Origin of the sequence: Comamonas sp. 17RB (assembly GCF_030056555.1) — a bacterium.
In the GTDB taxonomy this organism is placed as follows: Bacteria; Pseudomonadota; Gammaproteobacteria; order Burkholderiales; family Burkholderiaceae_C; genus Comamonas; species Comamonas terrigena.
Window position 1 is genome coordinate 252,120 of record NZ_JASHHY010000007.1, and the last position, 19,225, is coordinate 271,344.

The following is a 19,225-nucleotide window of genomic DNA, read 5'->3' on the forward strand; positions in this document are numbered from 1 at the left end:
CATGGTTTCCTGCGCACCGGCCTCCGCCGCTGTCCCTGTGGCAGCGGTCCCGGACAGCGCATTCAAAATTCCGGAATCGGTGCTGGTCATCATCTACCGTGCAGATGGCCAGGTGCTGCTGCTGCGCCGCACCCAGGCGGCGCCCGAAGGGCAGCCCTTCTGGCAGGGGGTGACCGGCAGCAAGGACTTCGAGGGGGAAGACTGGCAGGCCACCGCGGTGCGCGAGGTGGCCGAGGAAACCGGCATCGATGCCCGGGCCCCCGGTTGCGCGCTGCAGGACTGGGCCTTGCAGAACACCTACACCATTTACCCGCACTGGCTGCACCGCTACGCCCCGGGTGTATGGTTGAACACGGAGCGGGTGTTCGGCCTGCGCGTGCCGATGGGCACCCGCGTGGTCTTGAATCCGCGCGAGCACACCGCATTTGCATGGCATGACTGGCGCGAAGCGGCCGACCGCTGCTATTCGCCCTCGAATGCCGAGGCCATTCTCCATTTGCCTGCCTACCTCACCGCATGACTGTTGAGTCCACACCTTCCCCAGAGAAGATCACCGCGTCCGGCATCGTGCTGCCGCCCGAGACCGGTTTGCTGCGCGTGGCCACCTACAACATCCACAAGGGCGTGCAGGGCCTGGGGCCGACGCGGCGCCTGGAGATCCACAACCTGGGCCATGCGGTGGAGCAGCTGGATGCCGACATCGTCTGCCTGCAGGAAGTGCGCAGGATGAACCGCAAGGAGGCAGCCTACTTCGACCGCTGGCCGGAAGTGGGCCAGGCCGAGTTTCTGGCCCCCGAAGGCTATGAATCCGTCTACCGCACCAATGCCTACACCAAGGACGGCGAGCACGGCAATGCGCTGCTGACGCGCTGGCCGGTTAAGGGCCACAACCACCTGGACATTTCGGACCACCGCTTCGAGCAGCGCGGCCTGCTGCATGTGGAGGTGGAAGTGCGGGGCCGCTCGGTGCACGCCATCGTGGTGCACCTGGGACTGATCCCCGGCAGCCGCGTGCGCCAGATCCATGCGCTGCAGCAGTTCATCGAGCACGAAGTACCGCCTGGCGCGCCGCTGGTGGTGGCAGGCGACTTCAACGACTGGGGCAACCACATCAAGCGCATGCTGGCCAGCTTCGGCCTGTACGAATTCGAGGGCGAAGACCTGAGGGCACTGACCTACCCCTCGCGCCTGCCGCTGGCCCAGCTGGACCATGTGTATGTGCGCGGCCTTACGCCCACCGGCCTGATGGTGCCCCAGGGCCGCATCTGGTGGCGCATGTCCGACCACCTGCCGCTGATCGCCGAATTCCGGCTGTGACGCGGCCGTGCGGGTGGGCACGCTGCGCATCGCCATGGGCGACGGCTGTCGCATCGGTATTGGAATGCTATCTAAAACGTAGCTTTCCGTGCGCGTGCAGACTGCGTGATCTGCCCATTTCCTTGTTGTGACTGTGCCCGGGAATCGCTGGTAACATGCCCGGCATGTTTAGTGATCTGGCTGCCAACCCCATGAATCCTGCGAACCCGGACGAGGGCACTCCCGTCTCCGTGAAGATCCGTGAACGGATCACGGCAGCCCGCAAGCGCTTCAACGCCAATGACAACATTGCCGAATTCATCGAGCCCGGCGAGCTGGAAAAGCTGCTGGACGAGGTGGAAACGAAGATGCAGGGCGTGCTCGACAGCATGGTGATCGACACCGCCAACGACCACAACACCCGCACCACCGCGCGCCGCGTGGCCAAGATGTACCTGAACGAGGTCTTCAAGGGCCGCTATGTGCAGGCGCCGGCCATCACCGAATTCCCCAACGCCGAGCACCTGAACGAGCTGATGATCGTCGGCCCCATCACCGTGCGCAGCGCCTGCAGCCACCACCTGTGCCCGGTGATCGGCAAGATCTGGATCGGGGTGCTGCCCAATGAACACACGAATGTGATCGGCCTGTCCAAATATGCCCGTCTGGTGGACTGGGTGATGGGCCGCCCGCAGATCCAGGAAGAGGCCGTGGTGCAGCTGGCCGACCTGATCATGGAAAAAACCCAGCCCGATGGCCTGGCCATCGTGATGGAGGCTTCGCATTTCTGCATGTCCTGGCGCGGTGTGCGCGAGATGGACAGCAAGATGCTGAACTCGGTGATGCGCGGCGCCTTCCTGAAGGACGCCAACCTGCGCCGCGAATTCCTGTCGCTGATTCCAGGGAGGAACTGATCCATGTTGGTGCGTCTGCTCTATGCCAGCCGCGCGGTCGATACCTCGCCCGCGGCCATCGAAGCCATTCTTTCCCAGTCGCGCGAGCACAACCCCTGCAACGGCCTGACCGGCGTGCTGTGCTACGGCGGCGGGGTGTTTCTGCAGGCCATCGAGGGCGGGCGCAGCGCCGTCAGCCACCTGTTCGGCACGCTGATGCACGACGCACGCCACAAGGACGTGGAACTGCTGCAGTTCCAGGAAATCGACGAACGCCGCTTTGGCGGCTGGACCATGGGCGTGGTCAACCTGAACAAGCTCAACCATTCCATCTTGCTCAAGTACTCCGAGAAGGCCGAGCTCGACCCCTATGCTGTCTCCGGCCAGGTGTCGTTTGCGCTGCTGGAGGAGCTGATGGCCACCGCATCCATCATCGGTCGGGCATGAAGCCGTATCGCTGACTTCACATCGCTCCAGCCCTTGCGGCTGGAACCAGGGGCCTGTCGGCCCCTTTGCTTTTCTGCTTTTGCTTTTCGCTTTTTCCTTCGCTTTTCTCGGGTCCAGTCGTTGTTATGAGTTTGCAGGCATTTGCGCTGATCATTGTGGCCGGTCTGATCCACGCGGGGTGGAACGTGGCGGCCAAGAAGGCGGGAGGCGACTCCCGCTTTGCCTTTTTCACCTCCATCATCATGATGGTCATCTGGGCGCCACTGGGCTGGTGGGTGGGCCGTGATGTGGTGCCCGGCTGGGGCCAGGCCGAATGGGCGGTGGTGGTCATCAGCGGTCTGCTGCACGTGGCCTACTACGTGACGCTGCTGCGCGGCTACCGGCACGCGGACCTGACCGTGGTCTACCCGCTGGCACGCGGCAGCGGGCCGCTCTTGAGCTCCATGGTGGCCATTGCCTTTCTGGGCGAGCACATCTCGACGCTGGGCGCGGCCGGTATTGCCGGTGTGGTGCTGGGGGTGTTCTTCATCGCCGGCGGTCCGGCGCTGCTGCGCCCGCGCAGCGATCCCGAAGCCCGGTTGCGCCTGCGCCGTGGCCTGCTGTATGGTGTGCTGACCGGCGTGTTCATTGCCAGCTACACCGTGGTGGACGGCTATGGCGTGCGCCTGCTGCTGATGTCGCCCATCCTGATCGACTACATGGGCAACTTTGTGCGTGTCTTTCTGCTGGCGCCAGTGGTGCTGCGCGATCTGCCGGAAGCGCGTCGCCTGTGGGCACAGCAATGGCGCTGGGCCGCCTTGGTGGCCCTGGTCAGCCCCGTGGCCTATGTGCTGGTGCTGTATGCCATGCAGACGGCACCCATGTCCCACGTGGCGCCGGCGCGCGAAGTGTCCATGCTGTTTGCGGCGCTGATCGGCGGCCATCTGCTGGGCGAAGGCGACCGGGCCGTGCGCATCTTCGGGGCGGTGCTGATCGCCCTGGGCGTGACGGCCCTGGGACTGGGGTGAGGAACTCTGCAGCCTGGAAGGCTTCCGATGAAGAGGGAGCCACCCGTCGCCATGTTCTCGGGAGTATGACCATGCCATATCCAACCCCCTCTGTTGCGCGCAGCCCGGTGCGCCACCGCCGCTGGCAGGCATGGCTGGCGCTGCCCGTGCTGGGTGCGCTGCTGTGGGCGGCCGCCGCCCAGGCCGCACCGGCGCCCTGGTACTGGTGGGTCAGCAAGCTGGACGGAAAGCGCGTCTGTGCGCAGCACATGCCGGCCAGTGGCTGGGAGCGGGCCGAAGGCCCGTTCACCCAGGCGGGCTGCCAGACGCAGCAGCCGCGTGCCTTGCTGGGTGGACCAGGGCGCTGACGCCAGGGCCCCAGCGCCCCAGCGCCCCAGCGCAGCGTCACCCACACGCAAGCCGCCAACGGGGTGCCCGGCGTACCATGCGGGATGGACCGGCCGCAGGAGGCCGGAATTCCGCGTTGCCCACCGAGTTGCCCATGCCTTCCCTGGAATCCCTGACCGCGTTTTTTGGCGTTGCCGTGCTGCTGGCCCTGAGCCCCGGCCCGGACAATGTGTTCGTGCTGCTGCAGTCGGCCCAGAAGGGCTGGCGAGCCGGCCTGGCCGTGGTGCTGGGGCTGTGCGGGGGGATTCTGGTGCACACCACGGCCGTGGCCCTGGGCTTGGCGGCGGTGTTTGCCGCATCGGCCGCGGCGTTCACGGCGCTCAAATGGTGCGGTGCCGCTTACCTGGCCTATCTGGCCTGGGGTGCACTGCGGGCGCCCTCCAGCGTCAGCGACGGTCCTGTGCTGCAGGCCCGCGACCAGCGCCTGCCAGTGCGCGAGGCCCTGCGCATGGTGGGCCGGGGCCTGGTGATGAACCTGACCAACCCCAAGGTGCTGATCTTCTTCCTGGCATTTCTGCCCCAGTTTGCCAACCCGGCCCATGGCCCTGTGGCGCCGCAGATTGCCGCGTTTGGCGCGGTGTTCATGGTCGCCACCTTTCTGGTGTTTGGGGCCATCGCCTGCTTCAGCGGTGTGTTCGGCACGGTGCTGCAGCGCTCGGCCCGTGCCCAGTGGTGGCTGAACCGCCTGGCAGGTGTGGTCTTTCTGGGCATGGCCGTGCGCCTGGCCACGGTGCAGCGCTGAGCGTGTCCCCGATAGGCCGCCGTCCGTGCACAGGGGAAGCAGGCCACGGCCACTGAGTGCAGGGCTTACACCGCTGTTGGCACAGGTATGGGATCTGCTGCGATCGCAGTGGTCTGCGGCGCAGCCTGGGCCATATCCATATCGCGCTGCAGTGCGGCCGGTGCCGAAGGATAGGGCGGCAGCGGGGCGCGCAGCTGCTCGAACGCGCGGGCAATCTGCAGCACGCCCAGGTCGTCAAAGCGCGGGCCGGTAATTTGCAGCCCGATGGGCAGGCCCTGGGTCGACTGCGCGCAAGGCACGGAAATGGACGGCTGCTCCGACATATTGAAGGGCACGGTGAACGCGATGTGCTCCAGCGGGCGCAGCGGGTCGTTGGTGGGCGAGGCCAGCTGCGCATCGAATGCAGTGATGGGCGCCACCGGCGACAGCACATAGTCGAACGCCGCACAGGCCTGCACCGTGGCCTGGCGCGTGCGGAAGAACTGGTGCTGGGCGGCAAACAGCGCTGCGGCGGTCAGCCCGTCGGCGCTGTCGGCCCACTGGCGGATGAAGGGCAGCACCTTGTCTTGCTGTGCCGCAGGCAGGGCCTGCAGATCCATATGGGAGCGCATGCGCCAGAAATGGTCCATGCCGTCCAGCATGTCGCGGGTCAGAAACGGAGCCATGGGCTCGACGATGGCACCGGCCTTTTCCAGCAGCGTGGCCGCCTGCTCGATGGCCTGGCGCACCTCGGGCGACACCGGCAGGCCGCAGCCCGCATCCAGCAGCAGGCCAAAACGCAGGCCGCGCAGGCGTTCCAGCCCGGTATCCAGCTGTTCCCAGGCGATGAACTGTGGCGGCAGCGCCATGCAGTCGCGTGCATCGGGCTGGGCCAGCACCATCATCATCAGCGCGGCGTCTTCCACGCTGCGTGTCATGGGGCCGGCACAGCGGCCGGTGTAGGGCGGGTCGATGGGAATGCGGCCCAGGCTGGGCTTGAAGCCCACGATGCCGCACCAGCTGGCCGGCAGGCGGATGGAGCCGCCGATGTCGGTGCCCACATGCAGCGGGCCGTAGCCGGCGGCCGCTGCGGCGCCGGCACCGGCGCTGCTGCCGCCGGGGCCTTTGGACAGGTCCCAGGGATTGCGCGCCGTGGCGTGGAAGCTCGACAGCCCGGAAGACAGCATGCCAAAGTCCGGCATGGTGGTTTTGCTCCACAGCAGCGCACCGGCTTCGCGCAGGCGGGCCGCGGGTGGGGCATCGGCCGCGGCAGGCACCAGGGCGGTGGCGGCCGTGCCCAGCGGCGTGGGGTCGCCGGCAGTGGCAATGTTGTCCTTGATGGTGGCCGGTACGCCGTCCAGCCAGCCCTGCGGCGCGCGCTGCTGCCAGCGGGCTTCGCTGGCGCGGGCCTGTTCCAGCGCGGCTTCGGGGCGCAGCAGGTAGGTGGCGTGCAGCTGGGGTTCCCAGCGTGCGGCCTGGTCCAGTACTGCCTGCATGACTTCGACCGGGGACAGCTGGCGTGCCATATAGGCCCGCAGCAGCTGGGTGGCACCCAGGGTGTGCAATTCGCTCATATCCCTCCTTTGCGGCCCCGCAGGGCGTTCAGAAATCAGATACCAGGAAAACGCGGCCGGCACAGGGTGCTGGCGGGGGGCGGGAGCCGGTGCCGCCCTTCAGGAGATCAGGCCCAGGACAGTGCGGCCAGATCGTTCACAAAGATCGGCATGTCCTTCCACAGCCCGCGCAGCCCCTTGCTGGCCACGGTGACCCACTGCGGCTGGTAGAGGAAGGCGTGCACGCTGTCCTCGGCCAGCAGGCGCTGCGCCTCGCCCAGCAGGCGGGCACGGTCGGCCGGGCGCGGGGTGTTCTTGATCTTGTCGTAGAGCTGGTTGAACTGCTCGGACTTGTAGCCCCAGTAGTAGTCCGGCTTGGCGAAGTTGCCCAGATCGAATGGCTCGACATGGGAGATCAAGGTCAGGTCGTAGCTCTTGTTGGTGTAGGTGCCCGATAGCCACTGCGCCCATTCCACGTTCTGCAGCTTGAGCTTGATGCCCACCTTGGCCAGTTCGGCGGCAATGATCTCGCCGCCCTGGCGCGCATAGGGCGCGGGTGGCAAGGTCATGGTCAGCTCCAGCGGCAGCTTGACACCGGCTTCCGCCAGCAGCTTCTTGGCCTTGTCCACGTCATGCGGATTGATGCCGGTGGTGTCCACATAGCCAAAGGCGCCGGGCACATAGTGGCTGCCGATGGGCACGCCATAGCCTTCGGCAGCGCCTTCGATCACGGTCTTGCGGTCGATGGCAGCGGCAATCGCGCGGCGCACACGGGCGTCGTCCAGCGGCTTGCGCGCGTTGTTGATGGCCACAATGGTCTTGGCCCGCGAGCCGCTGACCAGCACCTGGAAGCGGGCATTGTTCTTGAACTGCGGCACGCTGCGGGGCGTGGCGCGGGGGAAGGCATCCACGTCCCCGGCCATCAGTGCGGCCACCTGGGCAGCGGCATCGGGGATGAAGCGGAACGTGGCGCGGTGGATGCGGATCTTGGCGGCATCGCGGTACTGCGGCCAGGCCACCAGCGTGACCGAGGCGCCCTTGTTCCACATGCCCAGCTTGTAGGGGCCGGTGCCCACCGGCTTCGTGGTGTTGGTGGCGGCGCTTTTGGGCTCGACGATGATGGCCGTGGCCTGGCCCAGCACGAACAGGAAGTCGGGATCGATCTCCTGCGTGAGGATGACCAGCTGGTGCTCATCGATCACGCTGACCTTCATGCTGGCGAAGGTGCGCTTGTCCTTGTTGGTGCTCTTGTCCGAAGCCGCGCGCTCGAACGAGAACTTCACCGCCTGGGCGTTGAAGGGCTCGCCGTTCTGGAATTTCACGCCCTTGCGCAGGCGGAAGGTGTAGGTCTTGAGGTCGGGCGAGACTTCCCAGCTTTCGGCCAGCATGGGGGACACGCTGCCGTCGCTGTTGATCTTGGTGAGCGTCTCGAAGATGTTGTAGTGCACGATCTCCGCCACCGACGAGGCGGCGCTGGCCGTGGGATCCAGCATGGGCGGCTCCAGCGTCAGCGCCAGGGTGACGCTGTCCTTCTTGCCCTGTGCTAGCCCGGTCAGCGGGTGCAGCAGGGGCACGGAAGCGAGTGCGCCCGTAGTCAGAAGGTGGCGGCGGTTGATCATGGGGAGGGTCTCCGGTCGAATCTTGTTGTGGTGGTTGAATCAGGCTGCACAGCGTGCGCAGCGCACTCCGCTTTGTACACCACCCGAGGGTGCTGCCGTGTCGCCCTATGCGGCACTGGAGTCGGCGGCGCGGGCTTGGCGGCGCGCACGCGCGCGGCCGGGGGCAATGGTGGGCGAGGCCTGCACCAGCTGGCGCGTATACGGGTGCTGTGGGGCGGTGAACAGCTGCTCGGGCGTGCCGCGTTCCACGATGCGGCCCTGGTGCAGGACCACCACGTCCTGGCATAGCTGCTGCACCACGGCCAGGTCGTGGCTGATCAGCAGAAAGGTCACGCCATGGTGCTGCTGCAGGTCCTGCATCAGGTTCAGCACCTGGGCCTGCACGGACACGTCCAGCGCGCTGACCGGCTCATCGGCCACGATCAGCTGCGGCCGGGTGATCAGCGCCCGGGCTATGGCAATGCGCTGGCGCTGGCCGCCGGAAAACTCGTGCGGGTATTTGTCCAGATCGCTGTCGCGCAGTCCCACCTGGGCCAGGACCTCGGCCACACGCAGGCGGCGCTGTGCAGCGGTGCTGGGATCCAGTGCTTCCAGGGGCTCGGCGACGATGCGGGCAATGGTCTGGCGCGGGTCCAGCGATCCATAGGGGTCCTGGAACACGATCTGGAAGTGGCGCCGCAGGGCCCGCAGTTCGGACGCGGTCAGCGCGTGCAGGTCCTGCCCCCGCAAGCGGATGCTTCCGGCGCTGGGCCGGTCCAGTGCCATGACCAGGCGCGCCAGCGTGGACTTGCCCGATCCCGATTCGCCCACCACGCCCAGACTGCGGCCGGCGTGGATCTGCAGGCTGATGTCCTGCAGCGCGGCCACGGTTTCGGGCGCGCGCCACAGCTGGCGGCGCGGCAGCTGGTAGGTGCGCTGCAGATGCTCCACCTGCAGCAGCGGGGCTATGGCCGTGGTGGTCGTAGCCGTGTCCGTGGTGGCCTTGGTGGCGGTATTCATGCGGAACTCCCTGCGACCGTGCCGGCAGGGGGCAGGGCTGCCATGGCCTCGGGCCGCAGGCAGCGCGCCCAGTGCCGGTCGCTGCCGTCCTGGGGCACGGGCACGGGGCGCTGGCTGCGGCACTGCGGCTGGGTATAGCTGCAGCGGCCGCTGAAGGCGCAGCCGGCCGGCAGATCGGCCAGTTCCGGCACGGTGCCGGCAATGGTCTGCAAGGGGGGCATGCGGCCGTCGGGCAGGCGGGCTGCGCCCAGCTGCGGGCGTGCGGCCAGCAGGCCCCGGGTATAGGGGTGGGCCATGTGCCTGAACAGGGTGTCGGTGGGCCCGCTTTCCACCACGGAGCCACCGTACATGACCAGCATCTGGTCCACGTTCTGGGAGATCACGCCCAGGTCGTGGGAGATCAGGATCAGGCCCATGCCGCGCTCGTCCACCAGATCGGCAATCAGATCCAGGATCTGCTGCTGCACGGTCACGTCCAGCGCGGTGGTGGGTTCGTCGGCAATCAGCACATCGGGCTGGCAGGCCAGGGCCATGGCAATCATGATGCGCTGGCGCTGGCCGCCGGAGAACTGGTGGGGGTAGTCGCCCAGGCGCTGTGCGGCGTGCGGGATGCCCACGCGTTCCAGCAAAGACAGGGCCTCGGACTGGGCGCTGCGTGCACCCAGGCCCTGGTGGCGGCGCAGCGGCTCGGCCACCTGGCGGCCGATCGGGTGCACCGGGTTCAGGGCCGTCATGGGCTCCTGGAAAATCATGGCCATGCGGTTGCCGCGCAACTGGCTCCAGCCGGCCTCGTTCAGGTCCAGCAGGGACTGGCCGTGCAGGCGCACGCTGCCGCCGGTGCTGGCGTTGTCGGGCAGCAGGCCCATCAGTGCCAGTGCGGTGAGCGACTTGCCGCAGCCCGATTCGCCGATCAGGCCCAGCGTGCCGCCCCGCTCCAGCGTGAACGAGAGATCGCGCACGGCGCTCACCTGCCCGCGGTGGGTGTGCAGGGTGACGCAGAGGTGATCGACTTCCAGCAGCGGCATGGTGCTCCTTCAGCGGCGGCGCAGGCGCGGGTCCAGCAGGTCGCGCAGACCGTCGCCCAGCAGATTCAGGCCCAACACCGACAGCGCAATCGCCACACCGGGAAACACGGCCAGCAGCGGGGCCTGGAACATCAGGGTCTGCGCTTCGCTGAGCATGCGGCCCCAGGACGGCATGGGCGGCTGCGTGCCCAGTCCCAGGTAGGACAGGGCGGCTTCGGCCAGAATGGCAATGGCGAACTGGATGGTGGCCTGCACCACCAGCACCGACAGGATGTTGGGCAGCACATGCTGGCGGGTGATCTGCCAGCGGTTCTTGCCACAGGCACGGGCAGCCAGCACATATTCACGGGCCCACACGGCATTGGCCGAAGCGCGGGTGATGCGCGCGAAAGTGGGAATGTTGAAGATGCCGATGGCGATGATGGAGTTGACAATGCCCGCGCCGAACACGGCTGTCAGCATGATGGCCGACAGGATGGCGGGAAAGGCAAAGGTGAAGTCCGACAGCCGCATGATGGCTTCTTCCGTCCAGCCGCGGCGGGCCGAGGCCAGCAGGCCCAGCAGCGTGCCGATGGTCAGGCCGATGCCCACGGCGATCACGCCTACCCAGATGGAATTGCGCGCACCCACCAGCAGCAGCGAAGCCACGTCGCGGCCGTAGGCATCCGTGCCCAGCCAGTGCCGGGCGTCGGGCGCCTGCAGCTTGGTGTCCAGGTCCATGGCATACGGATCCCAGGGTGTCCAGACAAAGGACAGCAGGGCGCAGGCGATCAGCAGGGCGGTCAGCGTCGCTCCTGCCACAAAGCTGGGGTGGCGGCGTGCGCGCTGCCAGAAGCCGGGAGAGGCTGTGGCGGCCGATGCGGTGGCCGGGGCGGGGTGGGGGGCCACCGGGGGCGCTGCCGTGGGCTCAGACATCGCTCGCCTCCACACGGGGGTCGATCACGGCGTACAGCAGGTCCACCACAAAATTCACCACGATCACCATGGCGGCCAGTAGCATCACGCAGTTGCGCACCACGATCAGGTCGCGGTTGGCAATGGACTGGAAGATCAGCCGGCCCAGGCCGGGCAGATAGAACACGTTTTCCACCACGATGGTGCCGGCCAGCAGGTTGGCAAATTGCAGGCCCATCACGGTGATGACGGGAATCATGGCATTGCGCAGCACATGGCCCCAGAGCACGGCACGCTGGCTCAGGCCCTTGGCGCGGGCGGTGCGCACAAAATCTTCACGCAGCACTTCCAGCACGGCCGAGCGGGTGATGCGCGCCAGGATGGCGGCCTGCACCACGGCCAGGGCCACGGCGGGCAGGATCAGTGCCTGCAGGGCGGGCCACCAGCCGCCGCCGGCCTCTTCGGTCCAGCCGGGAAAGCCGCCGGCGGAAAACCACTGGAGCTTCACCGAAAACAGCAGGATCAGCAGGATGGCGAACCAGAAGTTCGGAATGGCGATGCCGATCTGCGCCAGGCCCATGGTGCCCACATCGCCCAGCTTGTTGTGGTGCGATGCGGCATAGACGCCGGCCAGCAGGGCCAGCACGGTGGTCAGCAGCATGGCCATCACCGCCAGCGGGATGGTGACGGACAGGCGCTCCAGCACCAGTTCCAGCACGGGCGTGCCGTAGGTGTAGCTGTCGCCCATCTGGCCCTGGAACAGGCCGGTGATCCAGTCGGTGTAGCGCTGCCAGGCGGGGTGGTTCAGGCCCAGCTGCTCGGCCATGGCCTGCACGGCTTCAGGGTCGGCGTCCGGGCCCAGCAGCACCTGGGCCACGTTGCCGGGCAGGATTTCCAGCACACCGAACACCACCACGGACGCACCCAGCAGGGTGGCGACCAGGGTCAGCAGTCGTTTGGCAAGGAAAATGCTCATAAAGCAATAGCGTGTGGCGCGCGCCGGGTGTGCGTGAGGGGCCAAGCTTAACGGGAAATCTTCGTTCCCGGTGGCAACTCGGCTGCAGGGGCTTGCCCGCACACCGGTCAGGTGCTTGGCGGACACCGATAATAGGTGCCATGTGCCCTATTTGTGTGTTGTTCCCGGGAGTGAAGCTATGGCGCTGATGATCACGGACGAGTGCATCAACTGCGATGTGTGCGAACCCGAGTGCCCCAACGATGCCATCTACATGGGCGAGCACATCTATGAGATCCATCCGCACAAGTGCACCGAGTGCGTGGGGCACTTTGACGAGCCCCAGTGCATGCAGGTCTGCCCGGTGTCGTGCATTCCGGTGAACCCGGAGCATGTGGAAAGCCGGGAGACGCTGATGCAGAAATACCTGCGGCTGCAAGCGGAGGCCGGCTCGGCCGCGCATTGACCACGGCCGGACCCCTGGCGGGGCGGGAGCTGCCGGCAAGGGGTTGATACCCCGCAAACCCGCGAACGAACGAACGGCCCATAACCACGCCAGCACCGCGTGCGTGGGCTGCTTTGCTCAGGACTCGGTGGTGGCCGCGGGCGGGGCCTTGCGTTCCGGCTTGGGGCGCGGCGCCTTGGTGGTGTGGATCTGCAGCGTGGCCTTGTCCATGTCGCCGGCCACCAGCTGGGGCCAGGATTTCAGGCTGTGGTCAATGCTGTCGTGGATCAGGTTCCACTGGTCCTGCGGCGGCTTCTTCAGCACCCAGCTGGAGACTTCCCCCTTGTGGCCCGGGTGGCCGATGCCCACGCGCAGGCGCCAGTACTGGTCGCTGCCCAGCTGGGCATGGATGTCGCGCAGGCCGTTGTGGCCGCCGTGGCTGCCGCCTTTTTTGAGCTTGACGATGCCGGGCGTGAAGTCCAGCTCATCGTGCACGACCAGGATTTCCTCGGGCTGGATCTTGAAAAAGCGTGCCAGCGCGCCCACCGACTTGCCCGACAGGTTCATGAAGGTCTGGGGTTGCAGCAGCCATACGGTCTGCCCTTGGACATTGGCACGGGCCATCAGGCCCCAGTAGCTGCGCTCGGGGTTGAGCTGCACTTTCAGCTCGCGTGCCAGCCCGTCGATCCACCAGAAGCCGGCGTTGTGGCGGGTGTCTTCGTATTCCGGGCCTGGATTGCCCAGGCCCACAAACAGTTTGATCATGGCGGTGATTATCCCGGTGGGGCTGCCGCCATGTCAGGCGGCCCCCAAAAACAAATGGCCCACGCAGGGTGGGCCATGTGAGGGCATGGCCCTGGCGGGCCATGCAGTGCCAGGCACAAGAATTACTTCTTGCCCTTCTTGGCAGGAGCGGCAGGAGCAGCGACAGCAGCGCTGGCATCGGGAGCCACTTCAGGCAGCTTGATGGAGATCAGGGCAGGGTTCTTGTTGGAACCGCGCACCACAGCCTTCACGCCGTTAGGCAGCTTGATGGATTGCAGACCCACCACCGACTTGGAAGTCAGGGCGCTCAGGTCCACGTTGATGAACTCGGGCAGAGCGGAAGGCATGCACACCACGTCCAGTTCATGGATCAGCTGGGTCACGGTGCAGCTTTCGCCCTTGACGGCAGGAGACTCTTCCAGGCCGGTCAGGTGCACGGGCACCTTCAGGTGGACCTTGGTGGTTTCGTCCACGCGTTGGAAGTCCACGTGCAGCACCAGGGGCTTGTAGGGGTGGAATTGCACGTCGCGCAGAACGACCTTGGTTTCCTTGCCGTCCACGTCCAGGTCCAGGATCGAAGAATGGAACACTTCCTTCTTCAGAGCGTGGAACAGGTTGTTGTGGTTCAGCTCGATCAGTTGGGCTTCAGCAGCGCCACCGTAGATGATGCCGGGGGTGTTGCCCGAATTACGCAGGCGGCGGCTCGCACCCGTACCTTGCAAAGCGCGCGAAGTTGCGGCGAATTTCATAATGAACTCCAGAGGGGGCGGACCGCGACCAGTCTCGCCCTGTTAATAAAAAGATGGGGCAGCACCTGCTGTCCCTGTCTTTGCGGTGCCCCGGAACACACCGCAGCCTCCGCGAGGGAGGCTGTGGGGTTTCGGACTTGAAAGGGGCTTAGTCCTGGAACAGGCTGCTCACCGAGTCACCCGAGGAGATGCGCTGAATGGTTTCAGCGAACAGGGGGGCGACGGAGAGCTGACGGATCTTGGTACAGGCCTGGGCGTTGGCGTTCAACGGGATGGTGTTGGTCACCACCACTTCGTCCAGTGCTTCGCCTTCGGAGATGCGCTGGATGGCCGGGCCCGAGAAAATGGGGTGCGTGCAATAGGCATACACCTTCTTGGCGCCGCGCTGCTTGAGCACTTCGGCCGCCTTCACCAGCGTACCGGCGGTGTCGATCATGTCGTCCATGATCACGCAGTTGCGGCCTTCGATGTCACCGATGACGTGCATCACTTCGGACACATTGGCCTTGGGACGGCGCTTGTCGATGATGGCCAGGTCGCAACCCAGTTGCTTGGCCAGCGCACGGGCACGCACCACACCGCCCACGTCGGGCGAGACCACGATCAGATCGTCGTAGTTCTTCTGGCGCAGATCGCCCAGCAGCACCGGTGAGGCGTAGATGTTGTCTACGGGGATGTCGAAGAAACCCTGGATCTGGTCAGCGTGCAGGTCCATGGTCAGCACGCGCGACACGCCGGCAGCCTGCAGCATGTTGGCAACCACCTTGGCGGTGATGGCCACACGGGTGGAGCGCACGCGGCGGTCCTGGCGGGCATAACCGAAGTAGGGTATGACAGCGCAGATGCTTTCAGCGGAAGCACGCTTGAGTGCGTCCACCATCACCAGCAACTCCATCAGGTTGTCGTTGGTGGGTGCGCAGGTCGGCTGCACGACGAAAACGTCACGGGTGCGAACGTTTTCCTTGATTTCGACAGTGACTTCACCGTCGGAGAAACGACCAACGTCGGCAGCGCCCAGAGTCGTGCCGAGATGCTGAGCGATCTCCGTTGCCATGGCAATGTTGGCGTTGCCGGTGAAGACCTTGAATTGAGAGTGATTGGAGTGCATGTGCGTCCCAGTTATTGGGGTTACCTGTACGCAAAGAAATCTGGCAGGGGAAGAAGGATTCGAACCTTCGCATGCCGGAATCAAAATCCGGTGCCTTAACCAACTTGGCGACTCCCCTACACTGGTCTGCTGCTGTTGCAACAAACCGGTAGTTCTTTAATCTGCTACCCACTCTTTCAGTGGATGGCGCGGCAGATTCTCGCAAATTCGGATTGTCCAGTTGCATTGCTCTGCAATTGAAAAATCTGCTTGCTTTATTTGCGCAAACACTGCACTTCCTGAGCCCGTCATTCTAGCCTGTAAACCGAGCGATTCGAGCCAATTTCTGACTTTTTTCACATCGGGGCACAAGGCCTCTGCGACAGGCTGCAAGTCGTTGTGACCAAAGTCAAAGTGATTTGCAGCAAAGTCTTCGATTGTAGCATTGTTTGTATCGCGCTGCAGCAGAGGCGAGGTGAAAATCCCCTTGGTATCCAAACCGGCGGCCGGCTTGACCACGACAAAGCGGGCGGCAGGCAGGGGATGGGCGGGCGCCAGCGGGGTGATGTGTTCGCCGATGCCTTGCACCCAGGCATTGTCTCCGCCAATGAAGAATGGGACATCGGCGCCCAGTTGCAGGCCGATGTGCGCCAGGGTGGCGCGGTTCAGCCCCAGATTCCACAGGCGGTTGAGTGCGATCAGGGTGCTGGCGGCGTCGGACGAGCCGCCACCCATGCCGGCCTGGGACGGGATGTGCTTGTCCAGCGCAATGCGGGCGCCCTGGGTGCAGCCCGTGGCCGCTTGCAGGGCCCGTGCGGCCCGCACGATCAGGTCGTCCGCCGGCAGCGCCGGGGCATCGGCGTTCAGATCCTGGCGGGTGATGGCGCCATCGCCGGTCTTCTCAAAATGCAGCCGGTCCTGCCAGTCGATGAGCATGAAGACCGATTGCAGCAGGTGGTAGCCATCGGCCCTGCGCCCGGTGATGTGCAGAAACAGGTTGAGCTTGGCCGGTGCGGGCACGTCGTAGAGCGAGTGCATGGAAATCCGAAGGTGGGAAAGAGAGGGGCGAGGCTGTGCGGCCTCAGCGGTCCAGGATCAGACGCAGGCTGGCAGCCGGTGTGGGGCTGTGGCGTGTGGCAGCAATGCGGCCATCGGCATAGCGCTCCAGGTCCACGCTCCAGCCGTCGGCTGCCTGGTTCTGGCCTTGTAGCCAGGCAAACAGGGCGGGCACGGGAATGTGGGTGCCCAGGGTGTCGCGCACCAGTTCATCCAGCGAAGCGGAGCTGCGCTGTGTCGGGCCCTGCTGCAGCAAGGCGCTGCCGGGTTGCCAGCTGATCAGCGCCACGCTGGAGCCCAGCGGGGTGAACAGCTGCAGGCTGCCTGCCTGGGGCGAGCCGCGCAGCTCGAACGAGGCGCTGAAGGACTGGGGGCCGTTGCTGTTCAGCACCGAGTCGTCCTGTAGCTGCAAGGCCATGCGGCCACTCCAGAACTGGCTGCCGGCATCCACCGTGCTGCGCGGCGGCGTGCTGCAGCCCGCCAGCCAGGCGGTGGCGCCGAGGCCCGCCACCAACAGCAGCCTGCGGGAAACCGCTAGCGTCACGGGCGCACTCCCAGGCGTTTGAGGGTGGCCCGCAGCGTGTCGTTCTGCGGATCGCGCGCCAGCGCCTGCTGCCAGATGGTCCGGGCACGGGTCTTGTCACCCAGCTGCCACAGCACTTCGCCCAGGTGGGCGGCAATGTCCACATCGTTGCGCAAGCCATAGGCTTTTTCCAGGATCGCCAGCGCTTCGGTCTTGCGGCCTTGCTGGAATTCCACCCACCCCAGGCTGTCCAGGATGAAGGGGTCATTCGGCGCCAGGTCCAGCGCCTTCTGAATCAGGGCCTTGGCTTCATCCAGTCGGATGCCGCGCTCCGCGAGGGAGTACCCCAGCGCGTTGTAGGCATGGTGGTGGGTGGGCTGGCGTTCGATGACACCGCGCAGCAGCGCTTCGGCGGTGTCGTACTTGCCGGCCTTGTCGGCCAGGATGGCCGTGTCATAGGCGATGTCGTTGTCTTCTGGCGACTGGTCCAGCAGGGTGCGCTGCAGCAGGTAGGCCTCTTGCGGCGCTCCGGCATCGCGCAGCAGCTGGATTTCGGCACGGCGCTTGAGCTTTTCCTGGGCGGGCGAGCGCGTGGGCACGGCGCGGATCAGCGCACGTGCCTGGGGCAGCTGGCCCTGGCGCGCCAGGATGGTGGCGCGCAGGCTTTGCACATTCAGGATGGCATGGCCGTCCTCGATCTTGTCCAGCCACTGGCTGGCGGCCTTGTCGTTGCGCTGCTGCAGCGCGATGCTGGCGTGCATCAGATAGGCCTGGGTCAGCACGGCCTGGCGGGTGCTGTCGTCGGGCACTTTCTCGGCCAGCGGGATGAACTGGTCCAGCGAACGCTGGGCCGCTTCCGGCTCGCCGTTCTGGAATTGCAGGCCGGCCAGGGCCAGCCAGGCATCGGCAAACTCGGGATTTTCGTTGGTGATGATCTCCAGCTGCTCCCGTGCCTGGGCATTGCGTTCATAGCCCATCAGCACCCGGGCGTAGGCCATGCGGATAGTGGCGGAAGGCGAATGCTTCAGATAGCCCTGCACCAGCGGCTCGGCTTCGGGCATGTCGGCTTCCATCAGCTCCAGGGCCAGCAGGGCGGCGGCACCGTTGTCCGGGGCCATGGCGTGCGACTTGCGCGCGGCGTCCAGCGCCAGTTCCTTTTGCCCGGCGACGATGCGCAGGTGGCCGACCGTGGCCCAGGCGGCCGGTCCGGTGTCGGGCTTGCGCAGTTCCTTGGCCAGTGCCTGCTCCACCACGGCTGCGGCCAGGGACTTGTCCGAAACCCGGCTGTACAGCTGGGCAATGGCCAGAAAGGAGGCTGGTTTGGAGGCTGCCGGGGTGAACGCGATTTCCTGCTGCAGCGGCTGCAGGCTTTCGGAGACGCGGTTCAGTGCCAGCAGCAGTTGCAGCACATAGCGGTTGGCGTCGCGGGACTGGGGGAAGGCGTGCTTCCATTCCTGCGCGGCCGACAGTGCACGGTCACCGGAGCGGGACTGCAGGCCCAGCTCGGTGGCGCGGCGGTACAGCTGTTCGCTGCCCGACTGGCGTGCCGCTTCCAGCATCAGGGCCATGGCATTGACCATGTCGCCCTGGCCTGCGGCCATTTCGCCCACCAGAATTTCGTAGAACAGCTCGGCCGACAGCTCTTCGGCACTGGTTTCGGGCTGGGCTGCGGAAGAAGCTGCCTTGGGCGTCGCTGGCCGGCCCTGGGCAAGCACGGCGTGCGACCCCAGAAGCAAGGCAAGGGCGAGGGGCAAGTGCAGAGGGCGGAAGTGAAGCTGCATCAACTCATAATAATCCAAGCCAACACCCCTTTGTCTCTATCTGCCCATGCCTGAATTGCCCGAGGTTGAAGTCACACGCCGCAGCTTTCGCGATGCCATCGTCGGGGCGCGGGTCCAGAGCGTGCGCATGGGCAAGCCTTTGCGCTGGCCTTTGGGCGTGGAACCCCAGGCACTGACCGGGCGCGTGGTGCAGGATGTGCGCCGCCGCGGCAAGTATCTGCTGGTGGATCTGGACGCCGGCATGCTGCTGCTGCACCTGGGGATGTCGGGCAGCCTGCGTTTTGCGCCAGAGCAGGGTGCAGCAGGCGTGCACGACCACTTTGACATGCAGACCGACCACGGCATGCTGCGGCTGCACGACCCGCGCCGCTTCGGCGCCGTGGTGCATGTGACCGGCGAAGACGACCCGCTGGCGCACAAGCTGCTGGACGGCCTGGGCATGGAGCCGCTGGACCCGGCGTCCTTCCGCCTCGAGCGCTTTGCTGCCGGGCTGCAGGCCAGCCGCACGCCGATCAAGCAGTTGCTGCTGGGGGGCAAGCTGGTGGTGGGGGTGGGCAATATCTATGCTTCGGAAGTGCTGTTTCTGGCGCGCATCGACCCCCAGTTGCCTGCCAGGGATGTGGGTCCGCGCAAGGTGCGGCGCCTGTTTGACGGCATCCGCGAGGTGCTGGCACTGGCCGTGGCCCAGGGGGGAACGACCTTGCGGGACTTTTCCAGTGCCGACGGCATGCCGGGCCACTTTCAGCTGCAGGCCAAGGTCTATGGACGCGACGGCCAGCCTTGTGTGGGCTGCGGCCGCCCGATTCGCATGCTGCGCCAGGGCCAGCGCAGCACCTACTTCTGCGCGCACTGCCAGAAGTAGCCAACAGCAGGCAGCCGGTAGCAAAGCGGCCCGAATGGGCCAGCCGCAGCAGCCGTGCAGCGCTTGCCGCACAATGGCTGCCGCTGTCAGCGCAGTGCCAGTGGCCCAGCACCTGCCAGGTGCAGAGTGCTCCCTCCTCCTGGGAGGGGCGCCGGTGCTGA

The 19,225-nt window shown here is 66.0% G+C and carries 21 protein-coding genes and 1 tRNA gene; 9 read left to right on the forward strand and 13 right to left on the reverse strand.

The window, feature by feature from the left end:
• Positions 1-37 precede the first annotated feature (37 nt).
• The 7 genes from nudB (at position 38) to QM470_RS14285 (ending at position 4,772) form a co-directional block, all read left to right on the forward strand.
• Positions 38-520 (forward strand): dihydroneopterin triphosphate diphosphatase, encoded by a 483-nt coding sequence (gene nudB, locus QM470_RS14255; RefSeq protein WP_283339721.1) that lies wholly within the window; start codon positions 38-40, stop codon positions 518-520.
• Entirely contained in the window at positions 517-1,317 is an 801-nt protein-coding gene (locus QM470_RS14260) for an endonuclease/exonuclease/phosphatase family protein (protein ID WP_218332927.1), read from the forward strand. Before nudB ends, QM470_RS14260 begins: the two co-directional genes overlap by 4 nt.
• A gap of 164 nt (positions 1,318-1,481) precedes the next feature.
• Complete coding sequence (folE, locus tag QM470_RS14265; RefSeq protein ID WP_066540614.1) at positions 1,482-2,210, forward strand: GTP cyclohydrolase I; 729 nt, start codon at positions 1,482-1,484, stop codon at positions 2,208-2,210.
• A 3-nt stretch (positions 2,211-2,213) separates the two neighbouring features.
• On the forward strand, positions 2,214-2,636 hold the full coding sequence (locus tag QM470_RS14270) for a BLUF domain-containing protein (protein ID WP_066540617.1): 423 nt from the start codon (positions 2,214-2,216) through the stop codon (positions 2,634-2,636).
• Positions 2,637-2,761: 125 nt separating this feature from the next.
• Positions 2,762-3,643 carry an EamA family transporter gene (locus QM470_RS14275; protein ID WP_280011683.1) on the forward strand — a complete coding sequence of 294 codons (882 nt, stop codon included), beginning with the start codon at positions 2,762-2,764 and terminating at the stop codon, positions 3,641-3,643.
• Positions 3,644-3,714: 71 nt separating this feature from the next.
• Positions 3,715-3,990, forward strand: coding sequence for a hypothetical protein (locus QM470_RS14280; RefSeq protein ID WP_280011684.1), 276 nt, complete (start codon positions 3,715-3,717; stop codon positions 3,988-3,990).
• Positions 3,991-4,124: 134 nt separating this feature from the next.
• Positions 4,125-4,772, forward strand: a complete 648-nt coding sequence (locus QM470_RS14285) for a LysE family translocator (RefSeq protein WP_066540876.1) — start codon at positions 4,125-4,127, stop codon at positions 4,770-4,772.
• Between the two features lie 65 nt (positions 4,773-4,837).
• Here the strand turns inward: QM470_RS14285 and QM470_RS14290 are convergent, their stop codons facing one another.
• The 6 genes from QM470_RS14290 to QM470_RS14315 all read right to left on the reverse strand — a co-directional run bounded on the left by QM470_RS14290 (position 4,838) and on the right by QM470_RS14315 (position 11,817).
• Entirely contained in the window at positions 4,838-6,325 is a 1,488-nt protein-coding gene (locus QM470_RS14290; protein WP_283339723.1) for an amidase, read from the reverse strand.
• A 107-nt stretch (positions 6,326-6,432) separates the two neighbouring features.
• Positions 6,433-7,923, reverse strand: coding sequence for an ABC transporter substrate-binding protein (locus QM470_RS14295; protein ID WP_283339724.1), 1,491 nt, complete (start codon positions 7,921-7,923; stop codon positions 6,433-6,435).
• 105 nt (positions 7,924-8,028) lie between these two features.
• On the reverse strand, positions 8,029-8,922 hold the full coding sequence (locus QM470_RS14300) for an ATP-binding cassette domain-containing protein (RefSeq protein ID WP_280011687.1): 894 nt from the start codon (positions 8,920-8,922) through the stop codon (positions 8,029-8,031).
• Entirely contained in the window at positions 8,919-9,947 is a 1,029-nt protein-coding gene (locus tag QM470_RS14305) for an ABC transporter ATP-binding protein (RefSeq protein ID WP_283339725.1), read from the reverse strand. Before QM470_RS14305 ends, QM470_RS14300 begins: the two co-directional genes overlap by 4 nt.
• Positions 9,948-9,956: 9 nt before the next feature.
• Positions 9,957-10,862 carry an ABC transporter permease gene (locus QM470_RS14310; RefSeq protein WP_280024001.1) on the reverse strand — a complete coding sequence of 302 codons (906 nt, stop codon included), beginning with the start codon at positions 10,860-10,862 and terminating at the stop codon, positions 9,957-9,959.
• Entirely contained in the window at positions 10,855-11,817 is a 963-nt protein-coding gene (locus tag QM470_RS14315; protein ID WP_283339726.1) for an ABC transporter permease, read from the reverse strand. The genes QM470_RS14310 and QM470_RS14315 overlap by 8 nt, the downstream gene beginning before the upstream one ends.
• A gap of 178 nt (positions 11,818-11,995) precedes the next feature.
• On the opposite strand from QM470_RS14315, the gene QM470_RS14320 reads away from it, so the two are divergent.
• Entirely contained in the window at positions 11,996-12,262 is a 267-nt protein-coding gene (locus QM470_RS14320; RefSeq protein ID WP_066540635.1) for a YfhL family 4Fe-4S dicluster ferredoxin, read from the forward strand.
• A 117-nt stretch (positions 12,263-12,379) separates the two neighbouring features.
• On the opposite strand, the gene pth is transcribed toward QM470_RS14320, so the two are convergent.
• The 7 genes from pth to QM470_RS14355 all read right to left on the reverse strand — a co-directional run bounded on the left by pth (position 12,380) and on the right by QM470_RS14355 (position 18,175).
• The gene (gene pth, locus QM470_RS14325; RefSeq protein ID WP_283339727.1) at positions 12,380-13,006 is read right to left on the reverse strand and encodes an aminoacyl-tRNA hydrolase; all 627 of its coding nucleotides are present in this window, start codon (positions 13,004-13,006) and stop codon (positions 12,380-12,382) included.
• A gap of 122 nt (positions 13,007-13,128) precedes the next feature.
• Positions 13,129-13,755 carry a 50S ribosomal protein L25/general stress protein Ctc gene (locus QM470_RS14330; RefSeq protein ID WP_280011692.1) on the reverse strand — a complete coding sequence of 209 codons (627 nt, stop codon included), beginning with the start codon at positions 13,753-13,755 and terminating at the stop codon, positions 13,129-13,131.
• A 148-nt stretch (positions 13,756-13,903) separates the two neighbouring features.
• Positions 13,904-14,863: a ribose-phosphate pyrophosphokinase gene (locus tag QM470_RS14335; protein WP_066540638.1), complete on the reverse strand. Its 960-nt coding sequence runs from the start codon at positions 14,861-14,863 to the stop codon at positions 13,904-13,906.
• A 41-nt stretch (positions 14,864-14,904) separates the two neighbouring features.
• A tRNA-Gln gene (locus tag QM470_RS14340) sits at positions 14,905-14,981 on the reverse strand.
• Between the two features lie 38 nt (positions 14,982-15,019).
• The gene (gene ispE, locus QM470_RS14345) at positions 15,020-15,880 is read right to left on the reverse strand and encodes a 4-(cytidine 5'-diphospho)-2-C-methyl-D-erythritol kinase (RefSeq protein ID WP_283339728.1); all 861 of its coding nucleotides are present in this window, start codon (positions 15,878-15,880) and stop codon (positions 15,020-15,022) included.
• 43 nt (positions 15,881-15,923) lie between these two features.
• Positions 15,924-16,442 carry a lipoprotein insertase outer membrane protein LolB gene (locus QM470_RS14350; protein ID WP_283339729.1) on the reverse strand — a complete coding sequence of 173 codons (519 nt, stop codon included), beginning with the start codon at positions 16,440-16,442 and terminating at the stop codon, positions 15,924-15,926.
• Positions 16,439-18,175, reverse strand: a complete 1,737-nt coding sequence (locus QM470_RS14355; protein WP_283339730.1) for a tetratricopeptide repeat protein — start codon at positions 18,173-18,175, stop codon at positions 16,439-16,441. Before QM470_RS14355 ends, QM470_RS14350 begins: the two co-directional genes overlap by 4 nt.
• 73 nt (positions 18,176-18,248) lie before the next feature.
• Here QM470_RS14355 and mutM point away from each other — a divergent pair, with 73 nt between their 5' ends.
• On the forward strand, positions 18,249-19,064 hold the full coding sequence (mutM, locus tag QM470_RS14360; RefSeq protein WP_283339731.1) for a bifunctional DNA-formamidopyrimidine glycosylase/DNA-(apurinic or apyrimidinic site) lyase: 816 nt from the start codon (positions 18,249-18,251) through the stop codon (positions 19,062-19,064).
• Positions 19,065-19,225: the final 161 nt, after the last annotated feature.

Coding starts and splice junctions, on each gene's coding strand:
- QM470_RS14260 (WP_218332927.1), top strand. CDS start 517: ATGACTGTTGAGTCCACACCTTCCCCAGAGAAGATCACCGCGTCCGGC.
- folE (WP_066540614.1), top strand. CDS start 1,482: ATGTTTAGTGATCTGGCTGCCAACCCCATGAATCCTGCGAACCCGGAC.
- QM470_RS14270 (WP_066540617.1), top strand. CDS start 2,214: ATGTTGGTGCGTCTGCTCTATGCCAGCCGCGCGGTCGATACCTCGCCC.
- QM470_RS14275 (WP_280011683.1), top strand. CDS start 2,762: ATGAGTTTGCAGGCATTTGCGCTGATCATTGTGGCCGGTCTGATCCAC.
- QM470_RS14280 (WP_280011684.1), top strand. CDS start 3,715: ATGCCATATCCAACCCCCTCTGTTGCGCGCAGCCCGGTGCGCCACCGC.
- QM470_RS14285 (WP_066540876.1), top strand. CDS start 4,125: ATGCCTTCCCTGGAATCCCTGACCGCGTTTTTTGGCGTTGCCGTGCTG.
- QM470_RS14290 (WP_283339723.1), bottom strand. CDS start 6,325: ATGAGCGAATTGCACACCCTGGGTGCCACCCAGCTGCTGCGGGCCTAT.
- QM470_RS14295 (WP_283339724.1), bottom strand. CDS start 7,923: ATGATCAACCGCCGCCACCTTCTGACTACGGGCGCACTCGCTTCCGTG.
- QM470_RS14300 (WP_280011687.1), bottom strand. CDS start 8,922: ATGAATACCGCCACCAAGGCCACCACGGACACGGCTACGACCACCACG.
- QM470_RS14305 (WP_283339725.1), bottom strand. CDS start 9,947: ATGCCGCTGCTGGAAGTCGATCACCTCTGCGTCACCCTGCACACCCAC.
- QM470_RS14310 (WP_280024001.1), bottom strand. CDS start 10,862: ATGTCTGAGCCCACGGCAGCGCCCCCGGTGGCCCCCCACCCCGCCCCG.
- QM470_RS14315 (WP_283339726.1), bottom strand. CDS start 11,817: ATGAGCATTTTCCTTGCCAAACGACTGCTGACCCTGGTCGCCACCCTG.
- QM470_RS14320 (WP_066540635.1), top strand. CDS start 11,996: ATGGCGCTGATGATCACGGACGAGTGCATCAACTGCGATGTGTGCGAA.
- pth (WP_283339727.1), bottom strand. CDS start 13,006: ATGATCAAACTGTTTGTGGGCCTGGGCAATCCAGGCCCGGAATACGAA.
- QM470_RS14330 (WP_280011692.1), bottom strand. CDS start 13,755: ATGAAATTCGCCGCAACTTCGCGCGCTTTGCAAGGTACGGGTGCGAGC.
- QM470_RS14335 (WP_066540638.1), bottom strand. CDS start 14,863: ATGCACTCCAATCACTCTCAATTCAAGGTCTTCACCGGCAACGCCAAC.
- ispE (WP_283339728.1), bottom strand. CDS start 15,880: ATGCACTCGCTCTACGACGTGCCCGCACCGGCCAAGCTCAACCTGTTT.
- mutM (WP_283339731.1), top strand. CDS start 18,249: ATGCCTGAATTGCCCGAGGTTGAAGTCACACGCCGCAGCTTTCGCGAT.